24 protein-coding genes are annotated in these 25,144 nt (G+C 72.5%); 9 read left to right on the forward strand and 15 right to left on the reverse strand.

The annotated features are described in order from the left end of the window. Positions 1-85: 85 nt before the first annotated feature. Positions 86-1,444, forward strand: coding sequence for a C39 family peptidase (locus GA0070608_RS08085; RefSeq protein ID WP_091624346.1), 1,359 nt, complete (start codon positions 86-88; stop codon positions 1,442-1,444). A gap of 583 nt (positions 1,445-2,027) precedes the next feature. Here GA0070608_RS08085 and GA0070608_RS08090 read toward each other — a convergent pair. From GA0070608_RS08090 to mqnE, 3 genes are read right to left on the reverse strand one after another with little or no spacing between them, the layout of a single operon-like run. Continuing rightward, the gene (locus GA0070608_RS08090; RefSeq protein WP_091634603.1) at positions 2,028-2,303 is read right to left on the reverse strand and encodes a DUF4229 domain-containing protein; all 276 of its coding nucleotides are present in this window, start codon (positions 2,301-2,303) and stop codon (positions 2,028-2,030) included. A gap of 44 nt (positions 2,304-2,347) precedes the next feature. Continuing rightward, a complete protein-coding gene (locus GA0070608_RS08095; protein WP_091624350.1) occupies positions 2,348-2,770 on the reverse strand; it encodes a hypothetical protein in 423 nt (140 codons plus the stop codon). A 23-nt stretch (positions 2,771-2,793) separates the two neighbouring features. Then, the gene (mqnE, locus tag GA0070608_RS08100) at positions 2,794-3,963 is read right to left on the reverse strand and encodes an aminofutalosine synthase MqnE (RefSeq protein ID WP_091624353.1); all 1,170 of its coding nucleotides are present in this window, start codon (positions 3,961-3,963) and stop codon (positions 2,794-2,796) included. 240 nt (positions 3,964-4,203) lie between these two features. Here mqnE and GA0070608_RS08105 point away from each other — a divergent pair, with 240 nt between their 5' ends. The 4 genes from GA0070608_RS08105 (at position 4,204) to GA0070608_RS08120 (ending at position 10,158) form a co-directional block, all read left to right on the forward strand. Beyond that, complete coding sequence (locus GA0070608_RS08105; protein ID WP_091624356.1) at positions 4,204-5,835, forward strand: C40 family peptidase; 1,632 nt, start codon at positions 4,204-4,206, stop codon at positions 5,833-5,835. A 1,133-nt stretch (positions 5,836-6,968) separates the two neighbouring features. Further along, positions 6,969-7,442, forward strand: coding sequence for a hypothetical protein (locus GA0070608_RS33345; RefSeq protein WP_245715735.1), 474 nt, complete (start codon positions 6,969-6,971; stop codon positions 7,440-7,442). A gap of 220 nt (positions 7,443-7,662) precedes the next feature. Further along, the gene (locus GA0070608_RS08115) at positions 7,663-9,429 is read left to right on the forward strand and encodes a DEAD/DEAH box helicase (protein WP_091624359.1); all 1,767 of its coding nucleotides are present in this window, start codon (positions 7,663-7,665) and stop codon (positions 9,427-9,429) included. A 108-nt stretch (positions 9,430-9,537) separates the two neighbouring features. Beyond that, positions 9,538-10,158, forward strand: a complete 621-nt coding sequence (locus tag GA0070608_RS08120; RefSeq protein ID WP_091634611.1) for a putative glycolipid-binding domain-containing protein — start codon at positions 9,538-9,540, stop codon at positions 10,156-10,158. A 64-nt stretch (positions 10,159-10,222) separates the two neighbouring features. Here the strand turns inward: GA0070608_RS08120 and cds1 are convergent, their stop codons facing one another. From cds1 to GA0070608_RS08135, 3 genes are all read right to left on the reverse strand, one after another. Beyond that, the gene (gene cds1, locus GA0070608_RS08125; protein WP_091624362.1) at positions 10,223-11,314 is read right to left on the reverse strand and encodes an L-cysteine desulfhydrase Cds1; all 1,092 of its coding nucleotides are present in this window, start codon (positions 11,312-11,314) and stop codon (positions 10,223-10,225) included. Positions 11,315-11,336: 22 nt separating this feature from the next. Next, positions 11,337-12,164 carry an SDR family NAD(P)-dependent oxidoreductase gene (locus tag GA0070608_RS08130; RefSeq protein ID WP_091624365.1) on the reverse strand — a complete coding sequence of 276 codons (828 nt, stop codon included), beginning with the start codon at positions 12,162-12,164 and terminating at the stop codon, positions 11,337-11,339. A gap of 140 nt (positions 12,165-12,304) precedes the next feature. Continuing rightward, positions 12,305-12,763, reverse strand: coding sequence for an Lrp/AsnC family transcriptional regulator (locus GA0070608_RS08135; protein WP_091624369.1), 459 nt, complete (start codon positions 12,761-12,763; stop codon positions 12,305-12,307). 268 nt (positions 12,764-13,031) lie between these two features. Here GA0070608_RS08135 and GA0070608_RS08140 point away from each other — a divergent pair, with 268 nt between their 5' ends. After that, the gene (locus GA0070608_RS08140) at positions 13,032-13,298 is read left to right on the forward strand and encodes a BldC family transcriptional regulator (protein ID WP_089002465.1); all 267 of its coding nucleotides are present in this window, start codon (positions 13,032-13,034) and stop codon (positions 13,296-13,298) included. A 72-nt stretch (positions 13,299-13,370) separates the two neighbouring features. Here the strand turns inward: GA0070608_RS08140 and GA0070608_RS08145 are convergent, their stop codons facing one another. Beyond that, complete coding sequence (locus tag GA0070608_RS08145) at positions 13,371-14,000, reverse strand: UbiX family flavin prenyltransferase (RefSeq protein WP_091624373.1); 630 nt, start codon at positions 13,998-14,000, stop codon at positions 13,371-13,373. A gap of 218 nt (positions 14,001-14,218) precedes the next feature. Between GA0070608_RS08145 and GA0070608_RS08150 the strand changes: the two genes are divergently transcribed. Continuing rightward, positions 14,219-15,226 (forward strand): terpene synthase family protein, encoded by a 1,008-nt coding sequence (locus GA0070608_RS08150; protein WP_245715736.1) that lies wholly within the window; start codon positions 14,219-14,221, stop codon positions 15,224-15,226. Between the two features lie 87 nt (positions 15,227-15,313). Here GA0070608_RS08150 and mqnP read toward each other — a convergent pair whose 3' ends face one another. The 3 genes from mqnP to GA0070608_RS08165 form a co-directional block, all read right to left on the reverse strand. Further along, entirely contained in the window at positions 15,314-16,288 is a 975-nt protein-coding gene (gene mqnP, locus GA0070608_RS08155; protein WP_091624378.1) for a menaquinone biosynthesis prenyltransferase MqnP, read from the reverse strand. Next, positions 16,288-17,748, reverse strand: a complete 1,461-nt coding sequence (locus tag GA0070608_RS08160) for a menaquinone biosynthesis decarboxylase (RefSeq protein ID WP_091624381.1) — start codon at positions 17,746-17,748, stop codon at positions 16,288-16,290. Before GA0070608_RS08160 ends, mqnP begins: the two co-directional genes overlap by 1 nt. A gap of 61 nt (positions 17,749-17,809) precedes the next feature. Beyond that, positions 17,810-18,442 carry a carboxymuconolactone decarboxylase family protein gene (locus tag GA0070608_RS08165; RefSeq protein WP_245715737.1) on the reverse strand — a complete coding sequence of 211 codons (633 nt, stop codon included), beginning with the start codon at positions 18,440-18,442 and terminating at the stop codon, positions 17,810-17,812. Positions 18,443-18,477: 35 nt separating this feature from the next. On the opposite strand from GA0070608_RS08165, the gene GA0070608_RS08170 reads away from it, so the two are divergent. Together GA0070608_RS08170 and GA0070608_RS08175 are read left to right on the forward strand one after the other, a co-directional pair. Continuing rightward, positions 18,478-18,954, forward strand: coding sequence for a MarR family winged helix-turn-helix transcriptional regulator (locus GA0070608_RS08170; protein ID WP_091624388.1), 477 nt, complete (start codon positions 18,478-18,480; stop codon positions 18,952-18,954). A 97-nt stretch (positions 18,955-19,051) separates the two neighbouring features. Further along, positions 19,052-20,221 carry an FUSC family protein gene (locus GA0070608_RS08175; protein WP_091624393.1) on the forward strand — a complete coding sequence of 390 codons (1,170 nt, stop codon included), beginning with the start codon at positions 19,052-19,054 and terminating at the stop codon, positions 20,219-20,221. 90 nt (positions 20,222-20,311) lie between these two features. Here GA0070608_RS08175 and ccsB read toward each other — a convergent pair whose 3' ends face one another. Genes ccsB through GA0070608_RS08200 form a run of 5 tightly spaced genes read right to left on the reverse strand, consistent with a single transcriptional unit; the run spans position 20,312 to position 25,038 of the window. Beyond that, positions 20,312-21,286 (reverse strand): c-type cytochrome biogenesis protein CcsB, encoded by a 975-nt coding sequence (gene ccsB / locus GA0070608_RS08180; protein ID WP_091624397.1) that lies wholly within the window; start codon positions 21,284-21,286, stop codon positions 20,312-20,314. Next, positions 21,286-22,941, reverse strand: coding sequence for a cytochrome c biogenesis protein ResB (resB, locus tag GA0070608_RS08185; protein ID WP_091624401.1), 1,656 nt, complete (start codon positions 22,939-22,941; stop codon positions 21,286-21,288). The genes ccsB and resB overlap by 1 nt, the downstream gene beginning before the upstream one ends. Then, on the reverse strand, positions 22,941-23,816 hold the full coding sequence (locus tag GA0070608_RS08190) for a cytochrome c biogenesis CcdA family protein (RefSeq protein ID WP_091624405.1): 876 nt from the start codon (positions 23,814-23,816) through the stop codon (positions 22,941-22,943). The genes resB and GA0070608_RS08190 overlap by 1 nt, the downstream gene beginning before the upstream one ends. Next, the gene (locus GA0070608_RS08195) at positions 23,816-24,391 is read right to left on the reverse strand and encodes a TlpA family protein disulfide reductase (protein WP_091624409.1); all 576 of its coding nucleotides are present in this window, start codon (positions 24,389-24,391) and stop codon (positions 23,816-23,818) included. Before GA0070608_RS08195 ends, GA0070608_RS08190 begins: the two co-directional genes overlap by 1 nt. Next, the gene (locus GA0070608_RS08200) at positions 24,391-25,038 is read right to left on the reverse strand and encodes a histidine phosphatase family protein (RefSeq protein ID WP_091624413.1); all 648 of its coding nucleotides are present in this window, start codon (positions 25,036-25,038) and stop codon (positions 24,391-24,393) included. The genes GA0070608_RS08195 and GA0070608_RS08200 overlap by 1 nt, the downstream gene beginning before the upstream one ends. Positions 25,039-25,144 lie beyond the last annotated feature (106 nt).

The following is a 25,144-nucleotide window of genomic DNA, read 5'->3' on the forward strand; positions in this document are numbered from 1 at the left end:
ATTTTCCAACTGTCGACCTCTGGCGAAAGTTCCCTCCGAGCGGGACACTGACCCGCAACGATCCGTCCGTCCCTGCGGAGGACCCATGGCCCAAACACGCCTGCGCACGGCCGCCCTCGCGGCCGCCACCGCACTCACCCTTCTCGGCACCGCGGCCCCCGCCGTCGCCGCCGCACCCGTCGCAGCCCCGTCGACCAAACGACCGGTGGTCCACGACGAACAGATCACCTTCCAGGACTGGTCCCGCTACCCCGACTGGCGTCGCGGCACCCACGCCGGCACGCGGGCCGTCCCCGGCCTCCGGCCGGGTGTGACGCTGGCCAGGCCGCTCGGCACCACCGACTACACCGACCCGCACACCGGCATCACCAAGAGCTGGGAGTACGCGACCTGGACCTCCCCGGTCACCCGGATCGGGTTCGACGCCACCGAGCTGATCGCCTCGTGGAACGCGAACACCCCGGCCGGCACCTGGATCCAGGTGGAGATGCAGGGCACGTACAACACCGGCGTCCAGACCAAGTGGTACGTGATGGGTCGGTGGGCCTCCGGTGACGCCGACATCAAGCGCACCAGCGTCAACCGGCAGGGCGACCCCTGGTCGACCATCTGGACCGACACGTTCAGCATCGACGACGCCTCCGTCGGCGTGCTGCTGCGGGACTACCAGCTGCGGCTGACCCTCTACCGGACCCCGGGCCAGCGCGCCGCGCCGGTCGTGCACACGGTGGGCGCGATGAGCTCCAACGTGCCGGACCGGTTCACCGTCGAGCCGAGTGCCGGCCGCATCGCCTGGGGCCGGGAACTCCGGGTCCCCCGCTACTCGCAGAACGTCCACGCCGGCCACTACCCCGAGTACGACGGCGGCGGCCAGGCCTGGTGCTCCCCCACCTCCACCACGATGGTGATCGAGTACTGGGGCCGGAAGGCGTCCGAGGAGGACACCTCCTGGGTCGACCCGACCTACCCGGACCCGACGGTCAACCACGCCGCCCGGATGGTCTACGACTACCAGTACGACGGCGCCGGCAACTGGCCGTTCAACACCGCGTACGCGGCCAGCTTCCCCGGCCTGGAGGCGCGGGTCACCCGGCTGCACTCGCTGGACGAGGTGGAGCGCTTCATCGCCGCCGGGATCCCGGTGGTGACCAGCCAGTCCTTCCTCGCCAGCGAGCTGGACGGAGCGGGCTACGGCACCGCGGGGCACCTGTTCGTGGTGGTCGGCTTCACCGCCGACGGGGACGTGATCGTCAACGACCCGGCCTCGTTGAACAACGAGTCGGTGCGCAACGTCTACAAGCGTGAGCAGTTCGAGCAGATCTGGCTGCGGACCAAGCGGACCAACGCCAGCGGCGGGGTGTCCGGCGGCTCCGGCGGCGTGGCCTACCTGATCAAGCCCACGTTGAAGCCGTGGCCGAAGGTCTCCGGCTCCACCAACTGGTGACCTGACACCGACCCGATCGAGGGGTCCGCGTCGCCCGGCTCAGCCCGGCGACCGGGCCCCTCGGCCGTTCCCGGCTCAAGGGGCGCGGGAACGGCTACACCTGGTGACACCACCCCGGCGCCGACACAGTCATTGAGTACCGTCACTCGACACGGGATGGTTCGACACGTTCCGCGTCCCGGCCCCATGGGATCAACAGCGAGGCACATGCGGAGGTTCGCTAGGACACCCGCAATGTCGTCAGTGGACTAGAATCGCAGCCTCATCGAGGGAGGCGAATGTGGCGAGCTGCTCGAAGTGTGGCCGCTCAAGGGACTACGCGGGCGAATGCATGTACTGCTGGGGCCGGGAGGCGGGAAATGACGTAAACGCCGGGAAAACTATTCGACTTCCAAACTCCGATTCGAGGCGCGACATAAATACCGGGCAGACCTACCACCCTAAAAGTTCCGGTTGCCTCGTGCTCGCCGTGCTCGCACTGTCGCTGTCCGGGCTCATCCCCGGCGTGCTGCTGATGTGGCATCTGGCAATCTGACGGCCTGGCCGCCGGACGCCCCTGTTCAGGGCCTGTCAGCGTCAAGCGCTAGTTGGAGGGCCCGGGCGTCTCCGGGTCCTGGTCCTCGCCGGCGAGGGCGGAGCGGAGCCGCTCCTTCTCGGCCCGGCGGCGCTCGGCGGCGACGGCCATCTCCTCGGCCATCTCGTCCCGCCAGCCCTTCAGCAGGAAGAAGGAGAGGGCCGCCGAGAAGGCCAGCGCCAGCATCAGCTTGAGGAAGATGTTCATCTCGACCAGCCAGAGGGCCGCCACCACGGCGACGAACAGCCCGATCCGGCCCAGCGTGTACTTGACCGCCGCGCTCACGTTCCGCACTCCGTTCTCCGCCGCCGGGGCATCCGGCGGCAGGTTCAGCCCGTCCGGCGGGCCAGCCAGTGGACGCCGTGGAACCAGACCACCGCGTACCCGAGGGTGAAGGTCGCCGCCCCCAGCCCGCCGGAGAGCAGCGGCGGGAGTCCGGCGGCGAGGCCGGCCACCACCAGCCCGGCGACCACCCCCACCGCGGCGGCGGCCAGCGCCGCCACCACCCGGGCCGCGCCGAACTCCCAGGCGCGGAAGTCGTCCCAGAACAGCCAGGCCGGCAGGATGATCGCCAGCCAGCCGTTGGCGTGCCCGAAGTCGCCGCTGCCGATCAGCGCGAACGTCCAGTCGAACAGCACCACCGCCAGCACGCCGATGACCAGGCCGGCCAGGCTCACCCCGAGCAGGTCGCCCAGGGTGAGGACGCGCCCTTCGGCGTCCCGCCGGGGGAACCCGCTCCGCTGCTCGGTCATGGTCTTGGAGGGTACGTGCCGGCTCAGGCCCAGACCTGCTGCGGCTCGGCGCGGCGCTCGGCCAGGGACGGGGCGGCGTCGTACTCGCGGACCACCTCGTAGCGGGTGTTCCGCTCGACGGGGCGGAAGCCGGCGTCCCAGATCAGGTGCAGCAGGTCGTCCCGGTGCATCGTGTTCGGGGTGCCGTACGAGTCGGCATCGTGGGTGATCTTGTATTCGACCACCGAGCCGTCCAGGTCGTCCACGCCGAAGTTGAGCGAGAGCTGGGCCACCGAGAGCCCGTGCATCACCCAGAAGTTCTTCACGTGCGGGACGTTGTCGAAGAGCAGCCGGGAGACGGCGAAGGTCTTCAGCGACTCGGCCGGCGAGGCCATCGTGGTGCGGGCCTGGATCCGGTTACGGATCTTGCCGTCCGCCGAGTCCACGAAGTCGTGCTGGTAGCGCAGCGGGATGAAGACCGCGAAGCCACCGGTCTCGTCCTGCAGTTCACGCAGCCGCAGCACGTGGTCGACCCGGTGCCGGGGCTCCTCGATGTGGCCGTAGAGCATCGTCGCCGGGGTCTTCATGCCCTTGCTGTGCGCCAGGGCGTGGATCCGGGACCAGTCCTCCCAGTGGCAGGCGTGGTCGACGATGTGCTGGCGGACCTCCCAGTCGAAGATCTCCGCGCCGCCGCCGGTCAGCGACTCCAGGCCGGCGTCCATCAGCTCGTCGAGGATCTCGTCGGCGCTCAGCCCGCTGATCTTCTCGAACCACTGCACCTCGGTCGCGGTGAAGCACTTGAGCTTGACGTTCGGCAGCGCCGCCTTCAGCTCGCGCAGGACCTTCGGGTAGTAGCGCCAGGGCAGGGTCGGGTGCAGGCCGTTGACGATGTGCAGCTCGGTGAGCTGCTCGTCCTCCATCTCCTTGGCCTTGCGGACCGCCTCGTCGATGCGCATCGTGTAGGCGTCCTTCTCGCCCGGCTTACGCTGGAACGAGCAGTATGCGCACGAGGCGGAGCAGACGTTGGTCAGGTTCAGGTGCCGGTTGACGTTGAACATCACCCGGTCGCCGTTGAGTTCGGTACGCCGGTGGTGCGCCAACCGACCCAGCCACGTGAGGTCGTCGCTGTCGTAGAGGGCGATCCCGTCCTCGCGGGTCAGCCGCTCGCCGGCGTACACCTTCGCTTCGAGCTCACGCTTGAGTCCGGCGTCCATGAAAGCCACGTCCCTTCCACCTGCGGTAGGAATCGAGGGTACGTCGGCCCGCAGACGCCGTCACAGCACGGTCGGCCCCCGTGCGTCGGCTCACCGAACTCTCAGGCTCCCGTTACCTGCCCACGCATCGACATCGTTGCCTGGGTGCGGTAAGACAGGGTGGGACGTTCACCACACGCTGGTAGCGTCCCCACGGCCGCGCCCACCCGGCGCGACGAATCACGCCGGACGGGGAGCGGAATGGTCGACAGCGAGCGCGGGCGACGGCAGCGACGACGACGGAGCCCGGTGATCTCGCCGGTCCTGCGCCCGGCGCTCTGGTCCGCCCTGCTCGGCGCCATCGCCGCCACGGTCCTCGCCAACCCGGTCCAGGCCGATCCGTCGCTGCCCACCAGCGTCCCCGACACCGGGTCCCGGCCGGCCTACACCGGCCAACTCCAGCTCCCGGGTGGCACGCCGGTCCCCGGGCTGCCGGGCTCGGTTCCCGGGCTGCCGGGCACCGTCCCCGGGCTGCCGACCGGCAACATCGGCACCGGCCCGCTCGCCGCCCAGATCTACGCCGCCGAGGCCCAGGTCGGGCAGCTCCGCGACCAACTGCTCCTGCTCCGGCAGAGGCGCACCGACGCCGAGGCCCAGCGGGCCACCGCCGAACGCGACCTCGCCAACGCGCGGGACGCGCTGGCCCGCGCCCAGGAGGGCGCCGACGCCGCCGCCGCCGGCGCGTTCAAGGCCGCCGCTGCCCTCCCGCCGGGCGAGTTCGCCAACGACCTGCACGAGCTGAGCCGGTTCTCCCGGATCATCCGTGGGGAGAAGGCCGAGGGTGGCACCACCGCCGCCCAGGGCGAGCTGTCCCGGACCCGCACCGGCGAGCAGGCGGCCGGCCAGGCGATGATCTCGGCCGAGTCCCGCCTCGCGGGAGTCAGGGCGGAATACACCGCCGGCGACACGGCCCTGCGCGGGGCCGAGAAGGCACTCGACAAGCTGCGGCGGGACAACGCCGCGCAGCTCGTCGAGATCGAGCGCCAGCAGGAGGCCGCCGAACAGCGCCTCGGCGCCGGCTACCTCGGCGACGAGACCGCCAACGGCCTGGCCGCCCACCCGACGGCCCTGAAGGCCCTCGCGTACGCCAGGGCGCAGCTCGGCGACCCCTACCTGTGGGCCGCCGAGGGGCCGGACCGGTTCGACTGCTCCGGCCTCATCTACGCCGCCTACCGGTCGGCGGGCTACTACGGGCTGCCCCGGGTCTCCCGCGACCAGTACTACGCCACCCGGTCCCGCACCGTCTCCCGGACGGCGCTGCTCCCCGGAGACCTGGTCTTCTTCGCCTCCGGCACCAGTTGGACGACGATCCACCACATGGGCATGTACGTCGGCGGCGGCAAGATGATCCACTCGCCGACCACCGGCGACGTGGTCAAGATCTCCACGGTGCGCTGGTCGCGCCTCTATGCCGCCACCCGCGTCATCGGGGCGGTCCCCGCGCCGGCCAGCACGCCCTCGCCGACGCCGACGCCGACCAAACCGCCCAAGCCGACGCCGACGCCGACGCCACCGGCCAGCCCGAGTCCGACCCCGAAGCCCACTTCGCCGTCGCCGTCGCCGACCCCGAAGCCCACCTCGCCGTCGCCGAGCCCGTCGACCTCGACCTCGCCGTCGGCCACGCCCACCGGCTCCGCCTCGCCCACGGCCACGCCCGACGCGTCGACGTCGGCCTCGCCGTCGCCGAGCAGGTCGACCACCTCGTCGCCGAGCAGGTCGACCACCTCGTCCCCGACCGCCACGACCGGCAGTGTGGCGCCGACCACGGCGGCGAGCAGCTCCGATCCGGTGGGCAGCACCTCGGCCACCGCCTCGGCGAGCACCGGTAGCTGACCAAAGGCCACCGGCGGGGCCCGCCGACCGCGTCGGATCGACACCACCCGCGGAACGCACTCCGGCTGTGCCGCCGGGCCGGAATGTGGCACGGTGACAGTCAGGCACGCCCGGTCCGATGTCGCGGATCCGGGCGCGAGCGTGCGCGGAGGGCGAGCATGGCCGAGCAAGAGGTTCCGGCAGAGCCGGTCGACCACGGATCCACGCCCGACCGGAGCCGTGCCGAGGCACCGCACCCTCCGACGCCCTTCGGCAGCCCGACGGCGACCGCATCCGACACGTCGGGGGCCGGCTCCGCGGCGGCGTCAGGGTCGTCGCCCGAGCCACCCGCCGACGACGTACGCCGACAGCCCGCCGCGCCCGCCCGGGGCCGGGTGTCCGTGGCCACCGCCGCCACCCCCGGTGAGGGCGACGCGGCACCGCCTGCCGCCCCGAGCGCCGGCACCACCTACCGGGCAGCCGCTCCAGCCGCTCCAGCCGCCGCTCCGGTCCCCGGGCAGCGGGGCACGGCGGGGGCGCGGGCCAGCGCCGCCGTACCCGGAATGAGGCGGATGTCGGCCGACGAGGCCGGCGCCGTCCGCTCCCGGACGGGCGAAGCCAGGATCTACCGGGCGGCACCGGTCGACCCGGAGCCCCCAGAGCCCGCACAGCCGCCACAGCCGGCCCAGCCGCCGACCCCACCGGTCCCGGAGCCCGAGCCTGCGCCGGCCCCCACGCCGCCGGTGCCGGGCCCGAACCCGCCGTCACCGGCCCCTCCGGTCCCGACCCCGGCACCGCCGGTTCCCGGTCCCTACCCACCCGGCCCGGTGCCCCCACGTCCGGGGCCCCCACGTCCGGGGCCCCGGCCGCCGGCGCCGGTACCGCCCGTGCCGGGTCCGCCCGCGCCGCCACCGGGGCCGCCGGTGCCCGCCCCGCCGCCACCGCCCGGGCCGCCGCCGGCACCGCCGTTCCCGCCACCGCCCCTCACGGCCGGTGCAGGCGCCGCGCCGGCACCGGGACCGGGACCTGTCGCAAGCGCACCGCCGTTCTCCGCGCCCTCGTTCTCCGCGCCCTCGTTCTCCGCACCACCGGCCTCCGCACCACCGGCCTCCGCGCCCTCGTTCTCCGCACCACCGGCCTCCGCGGCGGTGGTCGTGCCCGCCCCCGCACTGCCCGGCTGGCCGCCACCGACCAACCCGGTCGACCGTCGGCCCGGCGGAGCCGGGCCGACCACCGCGCCCCTGGAGACGCACCGGCTGACCGACCGCCCCGACGGCGCGGGTTCCGTCGGGGGCCCGTCCGCGCGCGTCGGGCGGGCCGGGGGCACCCCTGCGGGCCGCTACGACGGCGGGCCCGACCTCGGCACGCTCTACGGCGCCGGCACCGAGGGACCAGGCTTCAGCACGGTCTCGCTCCCGGACAACCCGGTGGAGAACTCCGGCTCGTTGACCGGGCACATCCTGGCGCAGGGCTGGACGGAGACCCCCACCGAGGAGCGGTCCAGCACGACCAAGGTGGTGGTCGTACTGGCCGCCTCGCTGGGTCTGCTGGTGGCGATCGGTGTGCTGGTCGTGCTGCTGGCCAACGACACGGTGGGCGGCCTGGTGGGCGGCGTGCTGAGCAAGTGAGCCACGGACAATGACGATGGTGAGCCCGCCCACTACCCGTCCGTGGTCCGGTGGCAGGTTCGTCCGATCGCCGTACACTGGTGGGGATCACTGACCCGGCGCGCCCTGCGCGCCCATGGGCGATCTTGCGGGCGATTCGGCGGCGTTCAGCTGCGGCAGGCCATCGCGAAGATGCGCCCCGCTCGAAAGGCATTTCTTGACGACCTTTGCTGAATCCAGCATGCTTCCGTCCGCCCTCGACACCGCCGACGCGCAGACCGTCGCGGAGCAGGACATCACCCCTCAGGACCCGGCCGCCCCGGTGACGCCCGAGGCCACCGACTTCGCCGCGCTGGGGCTGCCCCAGCCGCTGGTCCACGCGCTCGCCCGACAGGGCATCACCGCCCCGTTCGAGATCCAGCGCGCCACCGTGCCGGACGCGCTCGCCGGCCGGGACGTCCTCGGCCGGGGCCAGACCGGCTCCGGTAAGACCCTGGCCTTCGGCCTGCCCCTGCTGGCCCTGGTGGCCAATCGCAACCGGGCCCGGCCGCTGCGGCCCCGCGCCCTGGTCCTGGTGCCCACCCGGGAACTCGCCATGCAGGTCAACGACGCGCTGATGCCGCTCGGCAAGGCCGTCGGCGTGTTCCTGAAGACCGCCGTCGGCGGCGTGCCGTACGACCGGCAGATCGACGCCCTGCGGCGCGGGGTGGAGATCATCGTGGCCACCCCGGGCCGGCTGGGCGACCTGATCGCCCGGGGTGTCTGCATCCTGGACGAGGTCGAGATCACCGTCCTCGACGAGGCCGACCAGATGGCCGACATGGGCTTCCTGCCCGAGGTCACCGAACTGCTGTCGAAGACGCCGGCCGGCACCCAGCGACTGCTCTTCTCCGCCACCCTGGACGGCGACGTCGACGCGCTGGTCAAGCGGTTCATGACCGACCCGGTGACGCACTCCACCGCGCCGTCCACCGCCTCGGTGTCCACCATGGACCACCACATGCTGCTGATCCCGCCGCACGACAAGTTCCCGGTCGCGGCGTCCATCGCAGCCCGGGACGGCCGGACGATGGTCTTCGCCCGGACCCAGCTCGGCGTCGACCGGCTGGTCGAGCAGCTGGCCGCCGTCGGCGTACGGGCGGGAGGGCTGCACGGCGGCAAGACCCAGCGGATGCGTACCCGCACGCTGGCCGAGTTCCGTGAGGGTCGGATGAACGTCCTGGTCGCCACGGACGTGGCGGCCCGGGGCATCCACGTCGACGGCGTCACGCTGGTGCTGCACGTCGACCCGCCGAAGGACCCGAAGGACTACCTGCACCGCGCGGGTCGTACCGCCCGGGCCGGCGAGTCGGGCGCGGTGGCCACGCTGGTGCTGCCCAAGCAGCGGCGGACCACGCTCGCCATGCTGGAGAAGGCCGGCGTGGCGCCGGCCGAGACCCGGGTGCGGGTCGGCGACCCGGCGCTCGCCGAGATGACCGGCGCCCGCGCGCCGAGCGGCGTCCCGGTCCGCATCGAGATCGAGGAGCCGCGCCGGCACGGCGACCGGCAGGGCGGCCCGCGCCGCTACGGCGACCGGCCGCAGGGCGAACGCCGCTACGGCGACCGGCCCGCCCAGAGCCGCGGCTACGGCGACCGGCCGCAGGGCGAACGCCGCTACGGCGACCGCCCCACCGAAAGCCGTGGCTACGGCGAGCGGGGCTTCGCGGACCGTGGCGACCGGCGCTTCGGCGACCGGCCGACCGAAAGCCGCAGCTACGGCGACCGCCCCACCGAGAGTCGCGGCTACGGCGACCGACCGCAGGGCGAACGGCGCTACGGCGACCGGCCGACCGAAAGCCGCAGCTACGGCGACCGCCCCACCGAGAGTCGCGGCTACGGCGACCGACCGCAGGGCGAGCGCCGCTACGGCGACCGGGGCGGCTTCCGGCCCGAGGGCCGGGGTCGCGAGGACCAGCCGCGCGACGAGCGGCGGGGCTTCGGCGGGCGTCCGCCGGCGCGTACCCACTGATCACCAGCGTCATCTCGGAACGCCGTCGCGGGGCCAAGCCCCGCGGCGGCGTTTCCACATCCGCTGCCGGCGTCGGCCGGGTCGCGTAACGTCCGGCTCATGCCGACCATGCCGAAGTCGCTCTTCTGGACCCGGACGGACACCGCCGGCGCGGAGCACGCGCTGTTCGACGACGGCCAGGGGCTGACGGCGCGGGGCACGCTGACGGCCGTCGACCCGGTCCCCTACACCTGCCGCTACCACCTCGCCACCGACCCGCAGTGGGCCAGCGTCCGGCTCGAGGTCGAGGCGGAGGGCACCGGATGGCTGCGCAGCGTACGCCTGGAGCGGACGACCGACGGGTGGCGGGTGACCACCGCCGAGCAGGGTGACCTGGACGCGGCGCTGCGAGCGGCCGGCCACCCGACGGCCGGGCTGCCCGGCACCGACGACCCGGGCCGGCTGGCCGGCGCGCTGGACGTCGACCTCGGCGGCGCGGCGCTGTTCAACGCCCTGCCGGTGCATCGGCTCGGGCTGACCGCCGCGCCGGCCGACACCCCGCACCGGATCGACGTCGCCTGGGTGCTGGTGCCCAGCCTGACGGTGGTGCCCGCCGAGCAGGTCTACACCCCGCTCGGCCCCGGCCGGGTCCGCTTCACCAGCGACACCTTCACCACCGACATCGACCTCGACGGCGACGGCTACGTGCTGCGCTACCCCGGGCTGGCCGAACGCGTCGACCCGCGCTGACCGGGCGGGGCTGGCCGAACGCGTCGACCGACGCTGACCGGGCTGCGGCCCCCACCCCGGCGGTTCAGGCCGGCCAGGCGCCGGTGCTGAGGAAGCGCTCGACCGTCGCCAGGTGCGGGGTCGGGTCGAGCCCCTGGGCGGCCACCCAGTCGTCGGCGTAGTAGGTGTCGGCGTAGCGGTCGCCGGCGTCACAGATCAGGGTGACCACCGAGCCGGTGCGGCCCTCGGCGAGCATCTCCGCGATGAGCCCGAAGGCGCCCCACAGGTTGGTGCCGGTCGAGCCGCCCACCCGGCGGCCGAGCACGGCCGAACCGGCGCGCATGGCGGCCAGCGAGGCGGCGTCGGGCACCTGGACCATCCGGTCCACCACCGACGGCACGAACGACGCCTCCACGCTCGGCCGGCCGATCCCCTCGATGCGGGAGCCCCGCCCGGTGCGTACCGACCAGTCGGCGGCCTGCCAGGCGGGATAGAACGCGGAGTTCTCCGGGTCGACCACGCACAGTTTGGTGGGCAGCCGCTGGTAGCGGGCGTACCGGCCGATGGTGGCACTGGTGCCGCCCGTGCCGGCGCCCACCACGACCCACGCCGGCACGGCGTGCCGCTCCAGGGCGAGCTGCGCGTAGATCGACTCGGCGATGTTGTTGTTGCCCCGCCAGTCGGTGGCCCGCTCGGCGTAGGTGAACTGGTCCATGAAGTGCCCGCCGGAGTCCTCCGCCAGCCAGCGGGCCTCGACGACCACCTTCGCCGGGTCGTCCACGAGGTGGCAGCGGCCGTCCTGGAACTCGATCTGGGTGATCTTCTCGGGCGAGGTGGAGGCGGGCATGACCGCGATGAACGGCAGCCCCAGCATCCGCGCGAAGTATGCCTCGGAGACCGCCGTCGACCCGGAGGAGGCCTCCACGATCGTGGTGTCCGGCCCGATCCAGCCGTTGCACAGCCCGTAGAGGAAGAGCGAGCGGGCCAGGCGGTGCTTCAGCGAGCCGGTCGGGTGCACCGACTCGTCCTTGAGGTAGAGGTCGATCCCCCACGCCCGGGGCAGTGGGAACGGCAGCAGGTGGGTGTCGGCGGAGCGGTTGGCGTCCGCCTCGACCGCGGCGATCGCCTCGGTCACCCAGCGCCGGCTGGCCTCGTCGCACCGGTCGAGATGAGTCACGTCCGAAACCTAGCAAGCCGGTTCACCGCGGATCGATTCCGGTCCGGCGGCGCTGTCGGCGCTGACCGGCCCGGCCGGCCGCGAGGATCAGCGGAGCGAGCCGCACGGCGGCGCCGGGCAGCGCGTCGAGGAGCCGGACCTGCGCGCCGCGCCAGCGGGGCATGCTGACCACCGGGCGGGGCCGCCGGGCCAGCCGCGCGGCCCGCCGGGCCACCCGCTCCGGGGTCAGCAGCGTCCCGGTGAAGGAGACCGCGGCGCCCGGGTCGTCGAGCCTGTCGTGCAGCATCGGCGTCCAGATCCCGTCCGGGCACAGGCACGACACGTGTACGCCCCGGTGCCCGGCCAGCCGCAGGTCGGCGAGGGTGCCGATGCTGAAGGCGAGCAGGGCGTGCTTGCTGGCCGCGTAGACGGTCTCGCCGGGCGCGGCCACCAGGCCGGCCAGCGACACGACGTTGACCACGTGCCCGTGCCCCTGGGCGCGCATGACGTGCAACGCGGCCGAGGTGCCGTTCATCGCGCCGAGGGCGTTGACCTCGACCACCCGGCGGCGGGTCGCCGCGTCGTGTTCCCAGGAGGGGCCGGTGACGAGGATCCCGGCGTTGTTCACCCAGAGTCCGAGCCCGCCCCGACCGGCGGCCTCGGCGGCGACGGCGGCGCAGGCGTCCTCGTCGCGTACGTCCAGCCGGCGGGACCAGCCGCCCAGCGGCTCGGCGGCACGGGCGACCGCCTGGGCATCGTGGTCGGTGAGGAGCACCGGCCACCCGTCGGCGTGCAGCGCGGCGGCGATGGCGCGGCCGAGGCCGCCGGCCGCGCCGGTGACCACCGCCGTCGCGAGGGCTGGCTTCGTCATCGGCGCACGCTATCGTCGCCCGGCGACCGTGCGCCAGAGCCTGTCGGACGCGGCTTTCCGGCAGTACGAGGACTGCCCGGACGCGACTTCCGCCGTCGGGTGGGCCCGCCTTCCGGTCGCCGAGGGCCTGCGGTGGCGGTTCAGGCCGCGGGAGGCGTCGCGGCCTGCGGCCGGTTCTCCCACTTCGTGGAGAGGGCGATGCCGGTGCGGGTGGAGGCGACGCCCGGGGTGCGGTTCAGCCGCACGATCAGCTGCTCCAACTCGGCGATGGTGCCGACCCGGGCCTTGAGCAGGAACGACTCGACGCCGGCCATGAAGTAGCAGGACTCGATCTCGGGCATCCGCCGGAACGCCTCCAGCACGTCGTCGGTGTCGCCGCCGGAGTCTTCGACGATGCTGATCAGCGCGGTGACGGCGAGGCCGATCGCCTCGGGCTCCACCTCCGCCCGGTAGGCCCGGATCACGCCGCTGGACTCCAGCTTGCCCACCCGCTCGTGCACGGCCGGCGCGGAGAGGCCGACCTGTCGGGCCAGCTCGGCGTAGGACAGGCGGGCGTTGCCGCGCAGCAACTCCACGAGGCTCAGGTCGATGGCGTCCACGGAGTGTGACCCTAGCGGTCCGGGCGTAACGTCGGGCATCCGGCACGCGTTGAACATGACAGCGTGTAGTCGTTCGAAAACCCACAGTCAAAGGGGTCGTACGCAGGTAATATTTCCTAACTTCCCACTCAGTGCGTTTTTCGCGTTTGGCGGACAGGCCAGGTCGCTGGTGCTGTAATTGCCATACGTCCCTCATGACGGCTCTGGGCTCGCACCGGCCGGGGGCAGTGTGTTCAGCCGGGGGCTTCGTCGACGCGAGGAGGGGGCTGTGGACACTGGAGATCGCCTGCTGACACCGGGTGAAGTTGCCGCGCTGTTTCGGGTTGACCCGAAGACTGTGACGCGATGGGCAGCGGCGGGCCGGATAGGCAGCATCCGGACTCCAGGCGGGCATCGCCGGTTTCGGGAATCCGAGGTGCGGGCCCTGCTTGAGGGGGAGGGCATGTTGGACGAGGCGGAAGACGTCGGCAAACCGCGCAACGCGGGACCGGCCGCCTCGACCGGGCCAGGCCCGGCCAACGCCGGCATGTACTGAATGGTGCGGATCATCGCGCGGACCGGACGCCAGCTCCGGTCCGCGTCCCGGTGAGCGTGAGCCGGGCCCAGGTCACTCCCGGGCCACGCCCAACTCACCCGACCAACGACGGAACAGCGTGTGCGGTACGCCGAGGGCGTCCAGCACCTTGCCGGCCACGAAGTCGACGAGTTGCCGGGCGGAGGCCGCCGCCCCCGCGCCGTAGAAGCCGGGGCTGGCCGGCAGCACCACCGCCCCGGCGTCGTGCAGTGCGATCAGATGCTCCAGGTGGCTGCGGGTCACCGGCGTCTCCCGGGGCACCACCACCACCGGCCGGCGCTCCTTGAGGTTGACCTCGGCGGCCCGCTGCAACAGATCCTTGGAGAGCCCGATCGCGATGCCGGCACAGGCCGCCGTGCTCGCCGGGACCACCGCCATTCCGCGTACCCGGTAGGAGCCGCTGCTCGGGCCGGCAGCCAGGTCGCCGGCCGGCCAGTGCCGCACGTCGGCTCCCGCGAGATCGCGGCCCAGCCAGGCGGCGAGGTCCTCGGCCCAGTGCCCGTCCCGGAACGGGCGCCCGGTCTCGTCCAGGACGGTCAGCCGGGCGGCGCGGGAGACGATCAGGTCCACCGGCTCGCCCGCGTCGAGCAACGCCCGCACGACGGCCGCCGCGTACGGCGTGCCGGACGCCCCGGAGACTCCGACCACCCATGGTTCGCGCATGCCCTCCAGCCTGCCTGGTCGCCCCCTTCGGGCGTCGGGCACCCCCGCCCGGAGCATCCGTGATGCCCCTTTCGCACGCTGCCGAGCGCCGACTTTCCATCATGCACCGATTGCGCCCTGGCGGGCGTGATGTCCCGGCCGGGAGCGCGCTCATCCCGCCGACCTGACATGCTGCCGGTGCGATTCGCATGCGAGCGGATCGCACGCGGGAGGAATCGGTGACGACCGGCGAGGTCCTCTGGTCGCTACGGTCCGAGTGCCCCATCCCGCCCCGGCTCTCGCCGCACGCCGACCGGGTGCAGCGGTGGCTGGTCGACGACCTGCTGCCGAGCCTCGGCCTGGCGCTGGACGGGGCGGCCCTGCAACGGCTGTCCCGGGCCGGGTTCGCCCGGTACGCCGGCCGGCTCTACCCGGGTGCCGCCGAGGCCGACCTGCGGGCGTTGACGGCCCTGTTCACCTGGTTCTTCCTGGTCGACGACGCGTGCGACGGACCGGGCCGGCTCAGCACCGACCAGATCCGGGCGCTGCGCGCCGGCGCGCTGACCCTGCTGCACGCCGGCCCCCGGCTCCGACACGCCGGCCTGACCGGGCCGATGAGGCGGCTGCTGGTGCACGGGTGGCGGGAACCGCGCCGGCGGATGCCGGCCCGCTGGCGGATGCGCTTCGCCGACGCCGTCGCCGTCCACCTCGACGGCACCTGGCGGGAGGCGGTGAACAAGGCGGCCGGGCACCGCCCCGGCGTCGCCGAGTACGTCGTACTGCGGCGTGCCACCTCCGCCGCGTACGTGTCGTATCCGCTGGTGGAGTTCGTCACCGGGCACCCGCTGCCCGACCCGGTCCACCACCACCCACTGCTGCGCGAGATCGCCGACACGGGCAACGACCTGCTCTCCTGGTACAACGACCTCGCCTCCCTCGATCGGGACGAGGCCACCTCCGGCGGCCACAACCTGGTCCTCGCGACGGCGGCCGAGCAGCGGGTGCCGGTGCGGACCGCGGTCGGCCTGACGGCCGAGCGCTGGCGGGCGTCGATGCGGCACTTCGTGGAGCTGCGCGCGGCGGTGCCGTCGTTCGGTCCGGCGCTGGACCGGGCGGTCGCCGACCATCTCGACGGGGTGGCGAACGCCGTCCGGGCCACCGTCGACTGGACCCTGGAGAGCACCCGCTACGGCGGTAGGGAAGGGCACCTCGTCAACGCCTCCGGTGGAGGAATCGCCCCTTCCTGACCGCCAGGTCGGGCACGCCGCCGACAGCTCCGCGCCGGCAGGGCAGGCGACGGCGGCCCGCCGGGCGAGCCGCCGTACCGGCTCCGGTCAGGCGCGCAGGCCGAGGCGGATCACCAGGTCGAGCAGGGCGAAGACGAACAGCGCGATGCCGACGAAGCCGTTGGCGGTGAAGAAGGCCCGGTTCACCTTGCTCAGGTCGGTCGGGCTGACCACCACGTGCTGGTAGCCGAAGGCGAGCGCGGTCAGCGCCAGCCCGATCCACCAGAGCCAGCCGAAGCCGACCAGCGCCCCGAACCAGATGAAGAGCGCGAACGTCACCACGTGCGCGACGGTGGAGGCGTGCAGCGCGAAGCGCCGACCGTAGCGGGCCGGCACGCTGTGCACGCCGATCTCCTGGTCGATCTCGGAGTCCTGGCAGGCGTAGATGAGGTCGAAGCCGCCGATCCAGAGGCCGACGGCCACACCGAGCAGCCAGGCCGGCCAGGAGCCGTCGAGGGTGCCGGTGACCGCCAGCCAGGCGCCGACCGGGCCGACCGCCTGGGCGATCGCGAGGATGGCGTGTGGCCAGTTGGTGAACCGCTTGCCGTACGGGTAGACGACCAGCGGCACCACGGCGAGCGGCGCGAGCACCAGGCAGAGCGGGTTGAGCAGGGCGGCGGCGACGAGGAAGACCACGAGCGCGACGGCCGCGCCGGTCCAGGCCGTCCGTACGCTGACCGCCCCGGTGACCAGTTCCCGGGCGGCGGTACGCGGGTTCCGCGCGTCGATCCGGCGGTCCAGGATCCGGTTCGCGGCCATCGCGAACGTCCGCGCGCCGACCATCGCCACGGTGATCAGCAGCAGGTCTCCCCACCGCACCCGCCCCCCGTGCACCTGCATCGCAGTCAACGCCGACAAATAAGCGAACGGCAGCGCGAACACGGAGTGCTCAATCGCCACAAGGTCGAGGAACGCCCGCACCTTTCCCCGCGATCTTGCACCTTCCGCCCCGACAGAAGCGGGTGAATCGGGCGAGTCGGGGGCCGAAACTGCAAGATCGCGGGGATCGGAGGGTGCGGGCATCAGATTCCGTATTCCTTCCAGCGTTTGTCGACCAGGGAGACGACCTCGGGGGCCATGGTCATCTCCTCGGGCCAGCCCCGGGTGTAGCCCTCGGTCGGCAGCTTGCGGGTCGCGTCCACGCCCGCCTTGCCGCCCCAGAACTGCTGGTACGACGCGTGGTCCAGGTGGTCCACCGGGCCCTCGGTGAGCAGCAGGTCCCGGGCGTAGTCGACGTTGCCGAAGGCGCGGAAGGCGACCTCGTTGTAGTCGTGCACGTCGCAGTCCTCGTCGACGATCACGATCAGCTTGGTCAGCGACATCATGTGCGCGCCCCAGATGGCGTTCATCACCTTCTGCGCGTGCTTCGGGTAGCGCTTGCGGATCGACACGATCGCGCAGTTGTGGAAGACCCCGGCGGCGGGCAGGTCGTAGTCGACGATGTCCGGGATCAGGAAGCGCAGCAGCGGCGCGAAGATCCGCTCGGTGGCCTTGCCGAGGCCGTGGTCCTCCTGGGGCGGTTGCGACGTGACGATCGTGTGGTAGACCGGGTCGCGCTGCATGGTCATGCACTCGATGTGCATCACCGGGAAGGGTTCCACCGGCGTGTAGAAGCCGGTGTGGTCGCCGAACGGGCCCTCCGGGAGCCGCTCGCCCGGCTCGATGTAGCCCTCCAGGACGATCTGCGCGTGCGCCGGCACCTGCAACGGGACGGTCAGGCAGTCCACCATCTCGACCCGCTCACCGCTCAGGAACCCGGCGAACAGGTATTCGTCGATGTCGGCGGGGAGCGGCGCGCTGGCCGAGTAGGCGACCGCGGGGTCGGCGCCGATGGCGATCGCCACCGGCAACCGCTGCCCGAGCCGCTCGGCGACCGCGTGGTGCGCCGTGGAGTTCTTGTGGATCTGCCAGTGCATGCCGATGGTGTTCCGCGAGTGCTGCTGCAACCGGTAGAGCCCCAGGTTGCGCTTGCCGGTCTCCGGGTGCTTGGTGTGGGTCAGCCCGAAGTTGTGGAAGATCCCGCCGTCGCCCGGCCAGACCTGCAACCCCGGCAGCCGGTTCAGGTCGACGTCGTCGCCGCGGTAGACCACCTGCTGACAGGGGGCGGTCCTGACCTTCTTCGGCGGCATCGACGTGAGCTGCCTGACCTTGCCGAGGCCGTCCATCATCCCGGAGAGGCCCACCGGCAGCTCCGGCTTGAGCATGTTGCCGATCCGCTCGCCGATCTCGTCGAGGTTCTCGACCCCGAGCGCCATCGCCATCCGCTTCTCGGTGCCGAACAGGTTGACCACCACCGGCATCTCGCCCCGGGTCGGCCGCTCGAAGAGCAGCGCCGGGCCGCCCGCGCGGACCGTCCGGGTGACGATCTCGCTGATCTCCAGGGTGGGATCGACCGGGGCGCTCACCCGCCGCAGTTCGCCCGCGCGCTCCAGCGCCGCGAGAAAGTCCTTGAGATCGGTGTACGGGAAGCCACGAGCCGCCATGCCTGCCAGTCTCCCGCACCGGCCGGGGCCGCGACCACGCCGGGTGGTGTGACACCGGCGATCACCCGGCCGGCGCCCAGGCGTACGCGGCCACGGGCGGGTCGAGCGGGGCATCGGTGAGCCGGTTGGCGAAGGTGGAGATGGTGTACGTGCCGACGCCGAGCACCACGTCCAGCGCGTGCCGGGGCTGGTAGCCGGCCGCCAGGAAGGCGCTGATCCCGTCCTCGGGGACCGCGCCGGAGTGGTCGAGCACGGCGAGGGTGAAGCACCGCAGTGCCTCCAGCCGGTCGTCGGGCAGGGGTGTGCCGGCGCGCAGCGCGCCGATCAGCTCGGGCGCGGCACCTTGCCGGGTGAGGGTGGCGGTGTGCATGGCGACGCAGAGGTGGCACTCGTTGCGGGTGGCGACCGTCATGACGACGACCTCCCGTTCGACCGGGTCGAGGGCGCACTTCTCGAAGATCCCGTTGACGGTGAGGAACCCGGTGAGCAGCTCCGGGGACTCGGCCATCAGGCCGACGGCGGCGGGCAGGTGGCCGAACCTGCGGCGTACCCCCTCGATGGTGGGTCGCGCGGCGGCGGGGGCGGTGTCGGCGGTGTGCGCGGTGAACGGAGGCACGGTGAGCCTGCTCTCAGGGTCGGCGATGGCCGGCGCGGCCCGATCGGCGACGCGCCGTACGTGACGTAGAATCGTCAACGTGGTTGTCGAAATCGTAAACCAGGTTGTCGAACGTGGCAACGGCTGAACCCGACCGGCCCGGCTTCCTGCTGCCCCTGTTGCTGCTGGCCGGCTTCCGTACGCTCATCGACGACCTGCACGTGGAGCTGGCCCGGCAGGGGCACCCGGAGCTGCGCCCGCTGCACGGCTTCGTCCTCCAGGCCGTCGGCGGCGACGGCACCACCGCCACCGAGCTGGGCCAACGACTCGGCGTCTCCAAGCAGGCGGCCGGCAAGACGGTGGACCGGATGGTCGCCCTCGGCTACCTGGAACGCGCCGACGACCCGCGCGACGCCCGGCGCAAGCTGGTCCGGATGACCCCGCACGGCCTGGACGGCCTGCGCCGCTCGGCGGCCGTCTTCGACCAGCTCCGGCAGCGGTGGACCGCCACCCTCGGCCCCGACCGGGTCGCCGCCCTGGAGGACGACCTGCGCGCCGTCACCCCGGCCGACCCGTTCCGCCTCGACGTGCCCGGCTGGATCGGCGGCTGACCAACCGGCGGGCGTGAACCCGAAACCGCGCTGCGGGAGAGACCGCCCGGGCCCCACCGCTGAACGACGAACGGTCAGTCACGTCGTTGAACCAGCGATGGGGAAAACGCGTGGGGCCCGGCTGGCGCACTGGTTCCGGACCGCCTGGGGCCGCCTGCGAAGCGGCTGGCAACTACTGGCGGCGGTGACCCTGGGGGCGACTGCGTCCTGGTTCGTCGCCAGCCGCCTCATCGGCGGCCCGCACGGTGGTGACGACAGCGCGGCGTTCTACGCACCCGCTGCCGCGCTGATCGTTCTGTCCCAGGCCCGGGGCGTACGGCTGGGGCAGGCGATCCGGGTCCTGGCCGGGATCGCGGTCGGGGTGGTCCTCGGCGAGGTCGCCATCTGGCTGCTCGGTGCCCGCTCCACCGCCGCCATCTTCGTCGTCATCCTGGCTGCGGCCGGGCTGTCGATCGCCGCCGGTGCCACGGGCGTCGTCCGGAACCAGTTGACGACGTCCGCGCTCTTCCTGGTCGCCGTGGTCCCGCCGAACAAGGAGTTGGAGCCGACCCGCCTCTACGACGCGCTGATCGGTGGCACCATCGCGTTGCTGATCACCCAGGTTGCCGGCGCACGCTCGCCACTGGCTCCGCTGGACACCGAGGGGCGGCGGTCGTTCACGGAGTTGTCCGGGGTCCTGGACAGCATCCGCCAGGCAGTGCAACGACACGACGAGAAGGCGGCCCAGGCCGTGCTCGACCGGGCACGGCAGTTGGACTCGCGCACCGCTGCTCTGCGCAGGGCCGTGCTGGTCGCCGACGAGAACCTGCATCTCGCGATCTGGGAACGGCACAGCCGCCCGCGTGTCCAGGCCGCCCGAGCCACCGTCGACCAGGTCGACTACGCCGTCCGCAACACCCGGACGCTGGCGCGCTCGGCAGTGACACTCACCCGGCTCCCGGATCCGACGCCGCCACAACTCGGCACCGCGCTGGCCTCGCTGAGTCAGCTGACGGGTTGTGCCGCCGCAGTGCTCGCCGCCGTCGTCTCCGGCGAGAGCGACGCGGCCGACAGGCATGTCGACCAGGCGGGGAAGATCGCGGTCGACACCGTCCAGGCGATGGCACCGTTGCTCCGGCACGACCAGTCGTTGCCGGTCAGCACGGCCATCGGCCAGATCCGGATGGTGGTCATCGACCTGCTGCGCAGCGCCCGGGCGGACAAGCCAGAGGTGCTGAACGCGATCGACCGGACGCTGGACCTGCCCACCGGCTGGAAGAAACGGTGATCGGCGCGCGTCTACGGCGCCCGCTCACCACGCCGAGCGTGGCACCCGGACGACTGTCGGTGAAGTCCTAAAACCTGCGGAGAACGGTGATCAGTCCAGGCCACCGTAGGAGTGCAGGCCCTCGAAGAAGATGTTCACCCCGAACAGGTTCATCAGCATGGTGAGGAAGCCGACGATGGCCAGCCAGGTCGCCACGTTCCGCTTCACGCTCGGGGTGGCCCGGGCGTGCAGGTAGCCGGCGTAGATCACCCAGGAGATGAACGACCAGGTCTCCTTCGGGTCCCAGCCCCAGGGCCGCCCCCAGGCCGCCTCGGCCCAGATCGCCCCGGCGATCACCGCGAAGGTGAAGATCGGGAACGCGAAGGCATGCAGTACGAAGGTCAGCCGCTCCAGCGCCGCCGCCGCCGGCAGCCGCTTCGCCAGCGTGTACGGGAAACTTCGCCGGCCCCGCTCGTAGCCGGAGCGCATCAGGAACGCCACCGCCGGCACCGCGCCCAGCAGGAAGATGCCGGAGGCGAACACGATCGTCGAGACGTGGATGACGAACCAGTACGAGTTGAGTGCCGGCACCAGCGGCACGATCGGGGTGTAGAGCACCAGTTCGGCGGTCGCCACCAGAAGCACCATCACCAACGACAGGAACAGCCCGAGACGGCGCAACTGCGGTCGCTTCCAGAGCACCACCAGCCAGGCGGCGACACCGATCCAGGTGACCGTGAGCACGAACTCGTACATGTTGCCCCACGGCATCCGGTCGGCGGCGATGCCGCGCGTGACCAGCGCCCCGAGGTGCAGCAGCACCCCCAACGCGGTGACCGCGACGGCGACCAGACCCGCCATTCGGGCGCGCCGGGCGGTGCGCTCGGCCGCCGACGAGCCGTTCGCGACGGGCGTCTCCGGGGTGCCGCCTCCGGCCGCGCCGACACCGGCCCCGACCAGCGCGCGGGCGGGCGCCGCAGTCTGAGCCCGGGCGTTGCCGAGCGCGTACTCGACGGCGTGGCTGATCATCGCGACCAGATACGCCAGGATCGCGAACGACACCAGCTGGTCGGAGAGTGCGGACATCACTCGACTCCTTCTCGCGCTCCGGCCCGGTCGCCGCCGTCGCGGTCGACACCGGCCTCCTCGTCCGGCCGCCCGTCGCCGCCGATCGCGGCCACGAGCTGCGCGAACTCGTCGGCGAATCCGGGATGGTCGGTGCGCGGCAGGCCACCGGCCTCGACCAAACTACTACCGCCCGTCGGAGATCCACCCGCCGGGTCGGCCGGAAGCACCCGGAAGAAGACCCGTCGGCGCCGGCCGAACAGCGAGCCCATCAGCCCGACCAGCAGGACTGCGGAGCTGACCAGCAGCAGCGTCGCGCCGGGGTCGTACCGGACCGACAGGGTGATGTACGGCTCGGTACGCAGGAACTCGACCGTGGTGCCGTCGTCCAGCTTCCAGGTCTCGCCCTTGCGGAGCAGCTTCGTGCCGACCTCCTTCACCTTGCCGGCGCTCACCTGCCGCTGGTCCAGCTTGTAGATCGAGCCGGGGATGCCGGCGTCCATGCCCAGGTTGCCCCGGTAGGCGACGAGGTTCAGCGCGGGATTCCGCTCGGTCGGGTAATCGGAGCGGGCGAAGGGCGCGGCGGCGGGCGCGGTCGGCAGGTAGAGGCCGGAGAAGGCCATCTGGAGGTCCGGGTCCCGGCTGCCGGTGGCCGGGTCGACGTTGACGTCCGGGAAGGCCGCCAGGCCCTCGCTGGTCAGCCCGACGTCACCGGTGGTCAGGAACGGCACCGCGCTGGTCTGGCTGTTGCCGAACCGGTCGGTGTAGCGGATCACCGGGGCGTAGCCGTGGCCGAGCAGGTAGACGTTCGCGCCGTCGAGGCGCAGCGGGGAGTTGACCGAGAAGTTGGCCTGTCGCCGCTCGCCGCCGGCCTCGTCGACGGTCACCTTGGCGTTGAAGAACTCCGGCTGGCCGGTCTCCAGGAAGCGGGCCTCGAAGTCGTCGAGCCGGACGCAGAAGCGGGGCAGATCGGCGCTGCCCACCCGAGGGCCGATCTTGGACTCGGCGTACTGCTGGCGGGTGTTGCAGAACGCGTTGTCCTCGCCGGCCACCAGCAGCTTGTTGCCGCTCCAGCCGTACCAGGAGCCGAGCGCGACGCCGACCAGCACGACCACCAGCGAGCTGTGGAAGAGCAGGTTGCCGGTCTCCTTGAGGTAGCCCTTCTCGGCGGAGACCTCGTCGCCGCGTACCACCACCCGCCAGCGCCGCTGGCGCAGCGCCGCCGCGATCGCAGTGGCGCCGCCCTCCGGCACCGGCAGCACCGTGTGCTGCGGCAGCCGGTCCAGCCGCTTCGGCGCGGCCGGCGGCTTCGACCGCAGCGCCCGCACGTGGTCGCGCAGCCGGGGCGTGATGCAGCCGACCAGCGAGGTGAAGAGCAGCACGTAGATCGCGGAGAACCAGACCGAGCTGAACGCATCGAAGGCGCCGATCCGGTCCAACACCGGAGCCAGGTCGGGGTACGCGGTGAAGTAGTCCCGCACGTCCTCCGGGTTGACCCCGCGCTGCGGCAGCACCGAGCCGGGGATGGCAGCCACCGCGAGCAGGAAGAGCAGCACCAGGGCCGTACGCATGCTGGTGAGCTGCCGCCACGAGTTGCGCAGCAGGGCCAGCAGGCGGTTGGACCGGCGCCGGGGAGCCTCGACCGGCGGTGCCGGCCGCTCGTCGACGGCGGTCATCAGATGCTCACCTCGCCCACCCCGACGGTGGTCTGCAACCAGATCACGAAGTTCGTCCAGCCGCCGGTGACCAGCGCGAGGCCGATCAGGATCAGCAGCGCACCACCCACCCGGGTGATCCAGCGGCTGTTACGCCGGACCGCGCGGAACACCCCGAGCAGGCGCTCGAAACCCAGCCCGAAGACGACGAACGGTATTCCCAACCCGAGGCAGTACGCCACGGCGAGCACCACGGCCCGGTTGGTCTGCCCCTCGACTGCTGCCATGCCGAGCACCGCGCCGAGCGTCGGGCCGACGCAGGGCACCCAACTGAGCGCGAAGACAGCGCCGAAGACCGGCGCGCCGAGCAGCCCGGCGGCGGGCAGCCGCTGGATGCGGAACTCCCGCTGCATCCCGGGGACCAGCCCGACGTAGCTCAGTCCGAGCACGACGATCAGCGCGCCGATGACGATCTCCAGCGTCCGCTCGTACTCGAAGAAGACCCGGCCGATGCTGGCGAAGAGGATCGCGGTGACGGTGAAGACGACGGTGAACCCGGCGATGAACAGCAGCGTGCCGGCGAGCACCCGGCCCTTGACCGCAGCCGTGGCCGGCTCGGTGCGTTCCCGCACCCCCACCCCACCGCCGCCGCTGTCGGTGTCGGTGTCGGCGTAAGGCCCTTCCGCTACCGAATCCGTTGACGGGGGGCCCTTCCTTACACCAGGGCGGCGGGTTTCGAGGTCTGCGCCGGCGAGGCCGGTGACGTACGACAGGTAGCCCGGCACCAGCGGGAGCACGCACGGGGAGAGGAAGCTGACCAGCCCGGCGAGCGCCGCCGCGCCGATGGCGAGCAGCAGCGGACCCGACTGGGCCAGTTCCCGGAACGTCTCGCCCATCAGCGTGAACCGTTGGGCGCCGGCTGCTCGGCCGCGATCCGCTCGACGATGGGCTGGAGGCCTTCCTGCTTCACCGCCGCCCGGATCACCACGGCGATCCGGCCGTCCCGGTCCAGCACGATGGTGGCCGGGATGGTGTTCGGCGCGATGTCCAGGGCGAGCGCCAACCGGCTCGGCGGGTCGAACAGGCTCGGGTAGGTGACCTTGAAGCTCTCCTCGAAGGCGAGCGCCTTGTCCCGCTGGTCCTGGATGTTGATGCCCAGGAAGGTCACCCCGGAGGCCTTCGTGGCCTGGTAGGTGTTCTCCAGGTCGTCCGCCTCGGCCCGGCACGGCGCGCACCACGAGCCCCAGAAGTTGACCACCACGACCTGGCCGCGGTCCTTCGCCACGTCGTGGCTGCCGCCGGTGAGCAGCTCACCGGCGAGCTTCGGGGCGGCCGAACGCTGGTCGGGGGCGCACTCGATGATGCCGTCCCGGTTGTCGCAGGCATCCTCCCGGTCACGCGACGTGCAGCCGGCCAGCGCCACCGTCACGACGGTGGCGAGCAGACCCGCGGTCCACCTCCGGGCGGTCATCAGGCCCCCTTGGCCGTCCTGGCCGTCGCCGACATCGCGATCAGGTGGGCGGCAGGCTCGGAGTAGCCGATGCCGGCCACCTTGGCGCCGTCGAAGTGGAAGGAGGTGAGGCTGGCCAGCCCGCACTGGCGCCGGCGCGGGTCGTGCCAGAGCCGCTTGCGCTCGACATGCCGGCGCAGCGTCCAGATCGGGAGCTGGTGCGAGACCAGCACGGCCTCACGCCCCTCGGCAGCCACCCGGGCGGCGTGCACGGCGGCGAACATCCGCTCCGCGATGGCCCGGTAGGCCTCGCCCCAGGACGGGGTGACCGGGTCCCGCAGCACCCACCAGTTGCGCGGGTCGCGGAACGAGCCGTCACCGGGCGATACCTTCTTGCCCTCGAACCAGTTGGCGCTCTCGATGAGCCGCTCGTCCACGCCGACCGGCAGCCCGAACTGGGCCGCGATCGGCTCGGCCGTCTGCTGGGCGCGTTCCAGCGGGCTGGCCACCACGTGCACGACCTCCCGCTCAGCCAGCCCCTGCGCGGCGGCCTTCGCCATCTGCACGCCGAGCTCAGAGAGCCGGAAGCCCGGCAGCCGGCCGTAGAGGATGCCGTCCGGGTTGTGCACCTCGCCGTGCCGCAGCACGTGGACCACCGTCTTGCTCACCGCTGCACCCCCTTCGTTCGCGACTGCGGGGCTCGCAGACCCGGCTCGCTCCTCGCGCTCACCGCTGCACCCCCTTCGTTCGCGACTGCGGGGCTCGCAGACCCGG

Origin of the sequence: Micromonospora peucetia (assembly GCF_900091625.1) — a bacterium.
Classification (GTDB): domain Bacteria; phylum Actinomycetota; class Actinomycetes; order Mycobacteriales; family Micromonosporaceae; genus Micromonospora; species Micromonospora peucetia.

Coding starts and splice junctions, on each gene's coding strand:
- GA0070608_RS08085 (WP_091624346.1), top strand. CDS start 86: ATGGCCCAAACACGCCTGCGCACGGCCGCCCTCGCGGCCGCCACCGCA.
- mqnE (WP_091624353.1), bottom strand. CDS start 3,963: ATGGACGCCGGACTCAAGCGTGAGCTCGAAGCGAAGGTGTACGCCGGC.
- GA0070608_RS08190 (WP_091624405.1), bottom strand. CDS start 23,816: ATGGGCGAGACGTTCCGGGAACTGGCCCAGTCGGGTCCGCTGCTGCTC.
- resB (WP_091624401.1), bottom strand. CDS start 22,941: ATGACCGCCGTCGACGAGCGGCCGGCACCGCCGGTCGAGGCTCCCCGG.
- GA0070608_RS08130 (WP_091624365.1), bottom strand. CDS start 12,164: ATGACGAAGCCAGCCCTCGCGACGGCGGTGGTCACCGGCGCGGCCGGC.
- GA0070608_RS08105 (WP_091624356.1), top strand. CDS start 4,204: ATGGTCGACAGCGAGCGCGGGCGACGGCAGCGACGACGACGGAGCCCG.
- GA0070608_RS08120 (WP_091634611.1), top strand. CDS start 9,538: ATGCCGAAGTCGCTCTTCTGGACCCGGACGGACACCGCCGGCGCGGAG.
- GA0070608_RS08160 (WP_091624381.1), bottom strand. CDS start 17,748: ATGGCGGCTCGTGGCTTCCCGTACACCGATCTCAAGGACTTTCTCGCG.
- GA0070608_RS08195 (WP_091624409.1), bottom strand. CDS start 24,391: ATGACCGCCCGGAGGTGGACCGCGGGTCTGCTCGCCACCGTCGTGACG.
- GA0070608_RS08175 (WP_091624393.1), top strand. CDS start 19,052: ATGGGGAAAACGCGTGGGGCCCGGCTGGCGCACTGGTTCCGGACCGCC.
- mqnP (WP_091624378.1), bottom strand. CDS start 16,288: ATGCCCGCACCCTCCGATCCCCGCGATCTTGCAGTTTCGGCCCCCGAC.
- ccsB (WP_091624397.1), bottom strand. CDS start 21,286: ATGTCCGCACTCTCCGACCAGCTGGTGTCGTTCGCGATCCTGGCGTAT.
- GA0070608_RS08145 (WP_091624373.1), bottom strand. CDS start 14,000: ATGCGCGAACCATGGGTGGTCGGAGTCTCCGGGGCGTCCGGCACGCCG.
- GA0070608_RS08095 (WP_091624350.1), bottom strand. CDS start 2,770: ATGACCGAGCAGCGGAGCGGGTTCCCCCGGCGGGACGCCGAAGGGCGC.
- GA0070608_RS08115 (WP_091624359.1), top strand. CDS start 7,663: ATGCTTCCGTCCGCCCTCGACACCGCCGACGCGCAGACCGTCGCGGAG.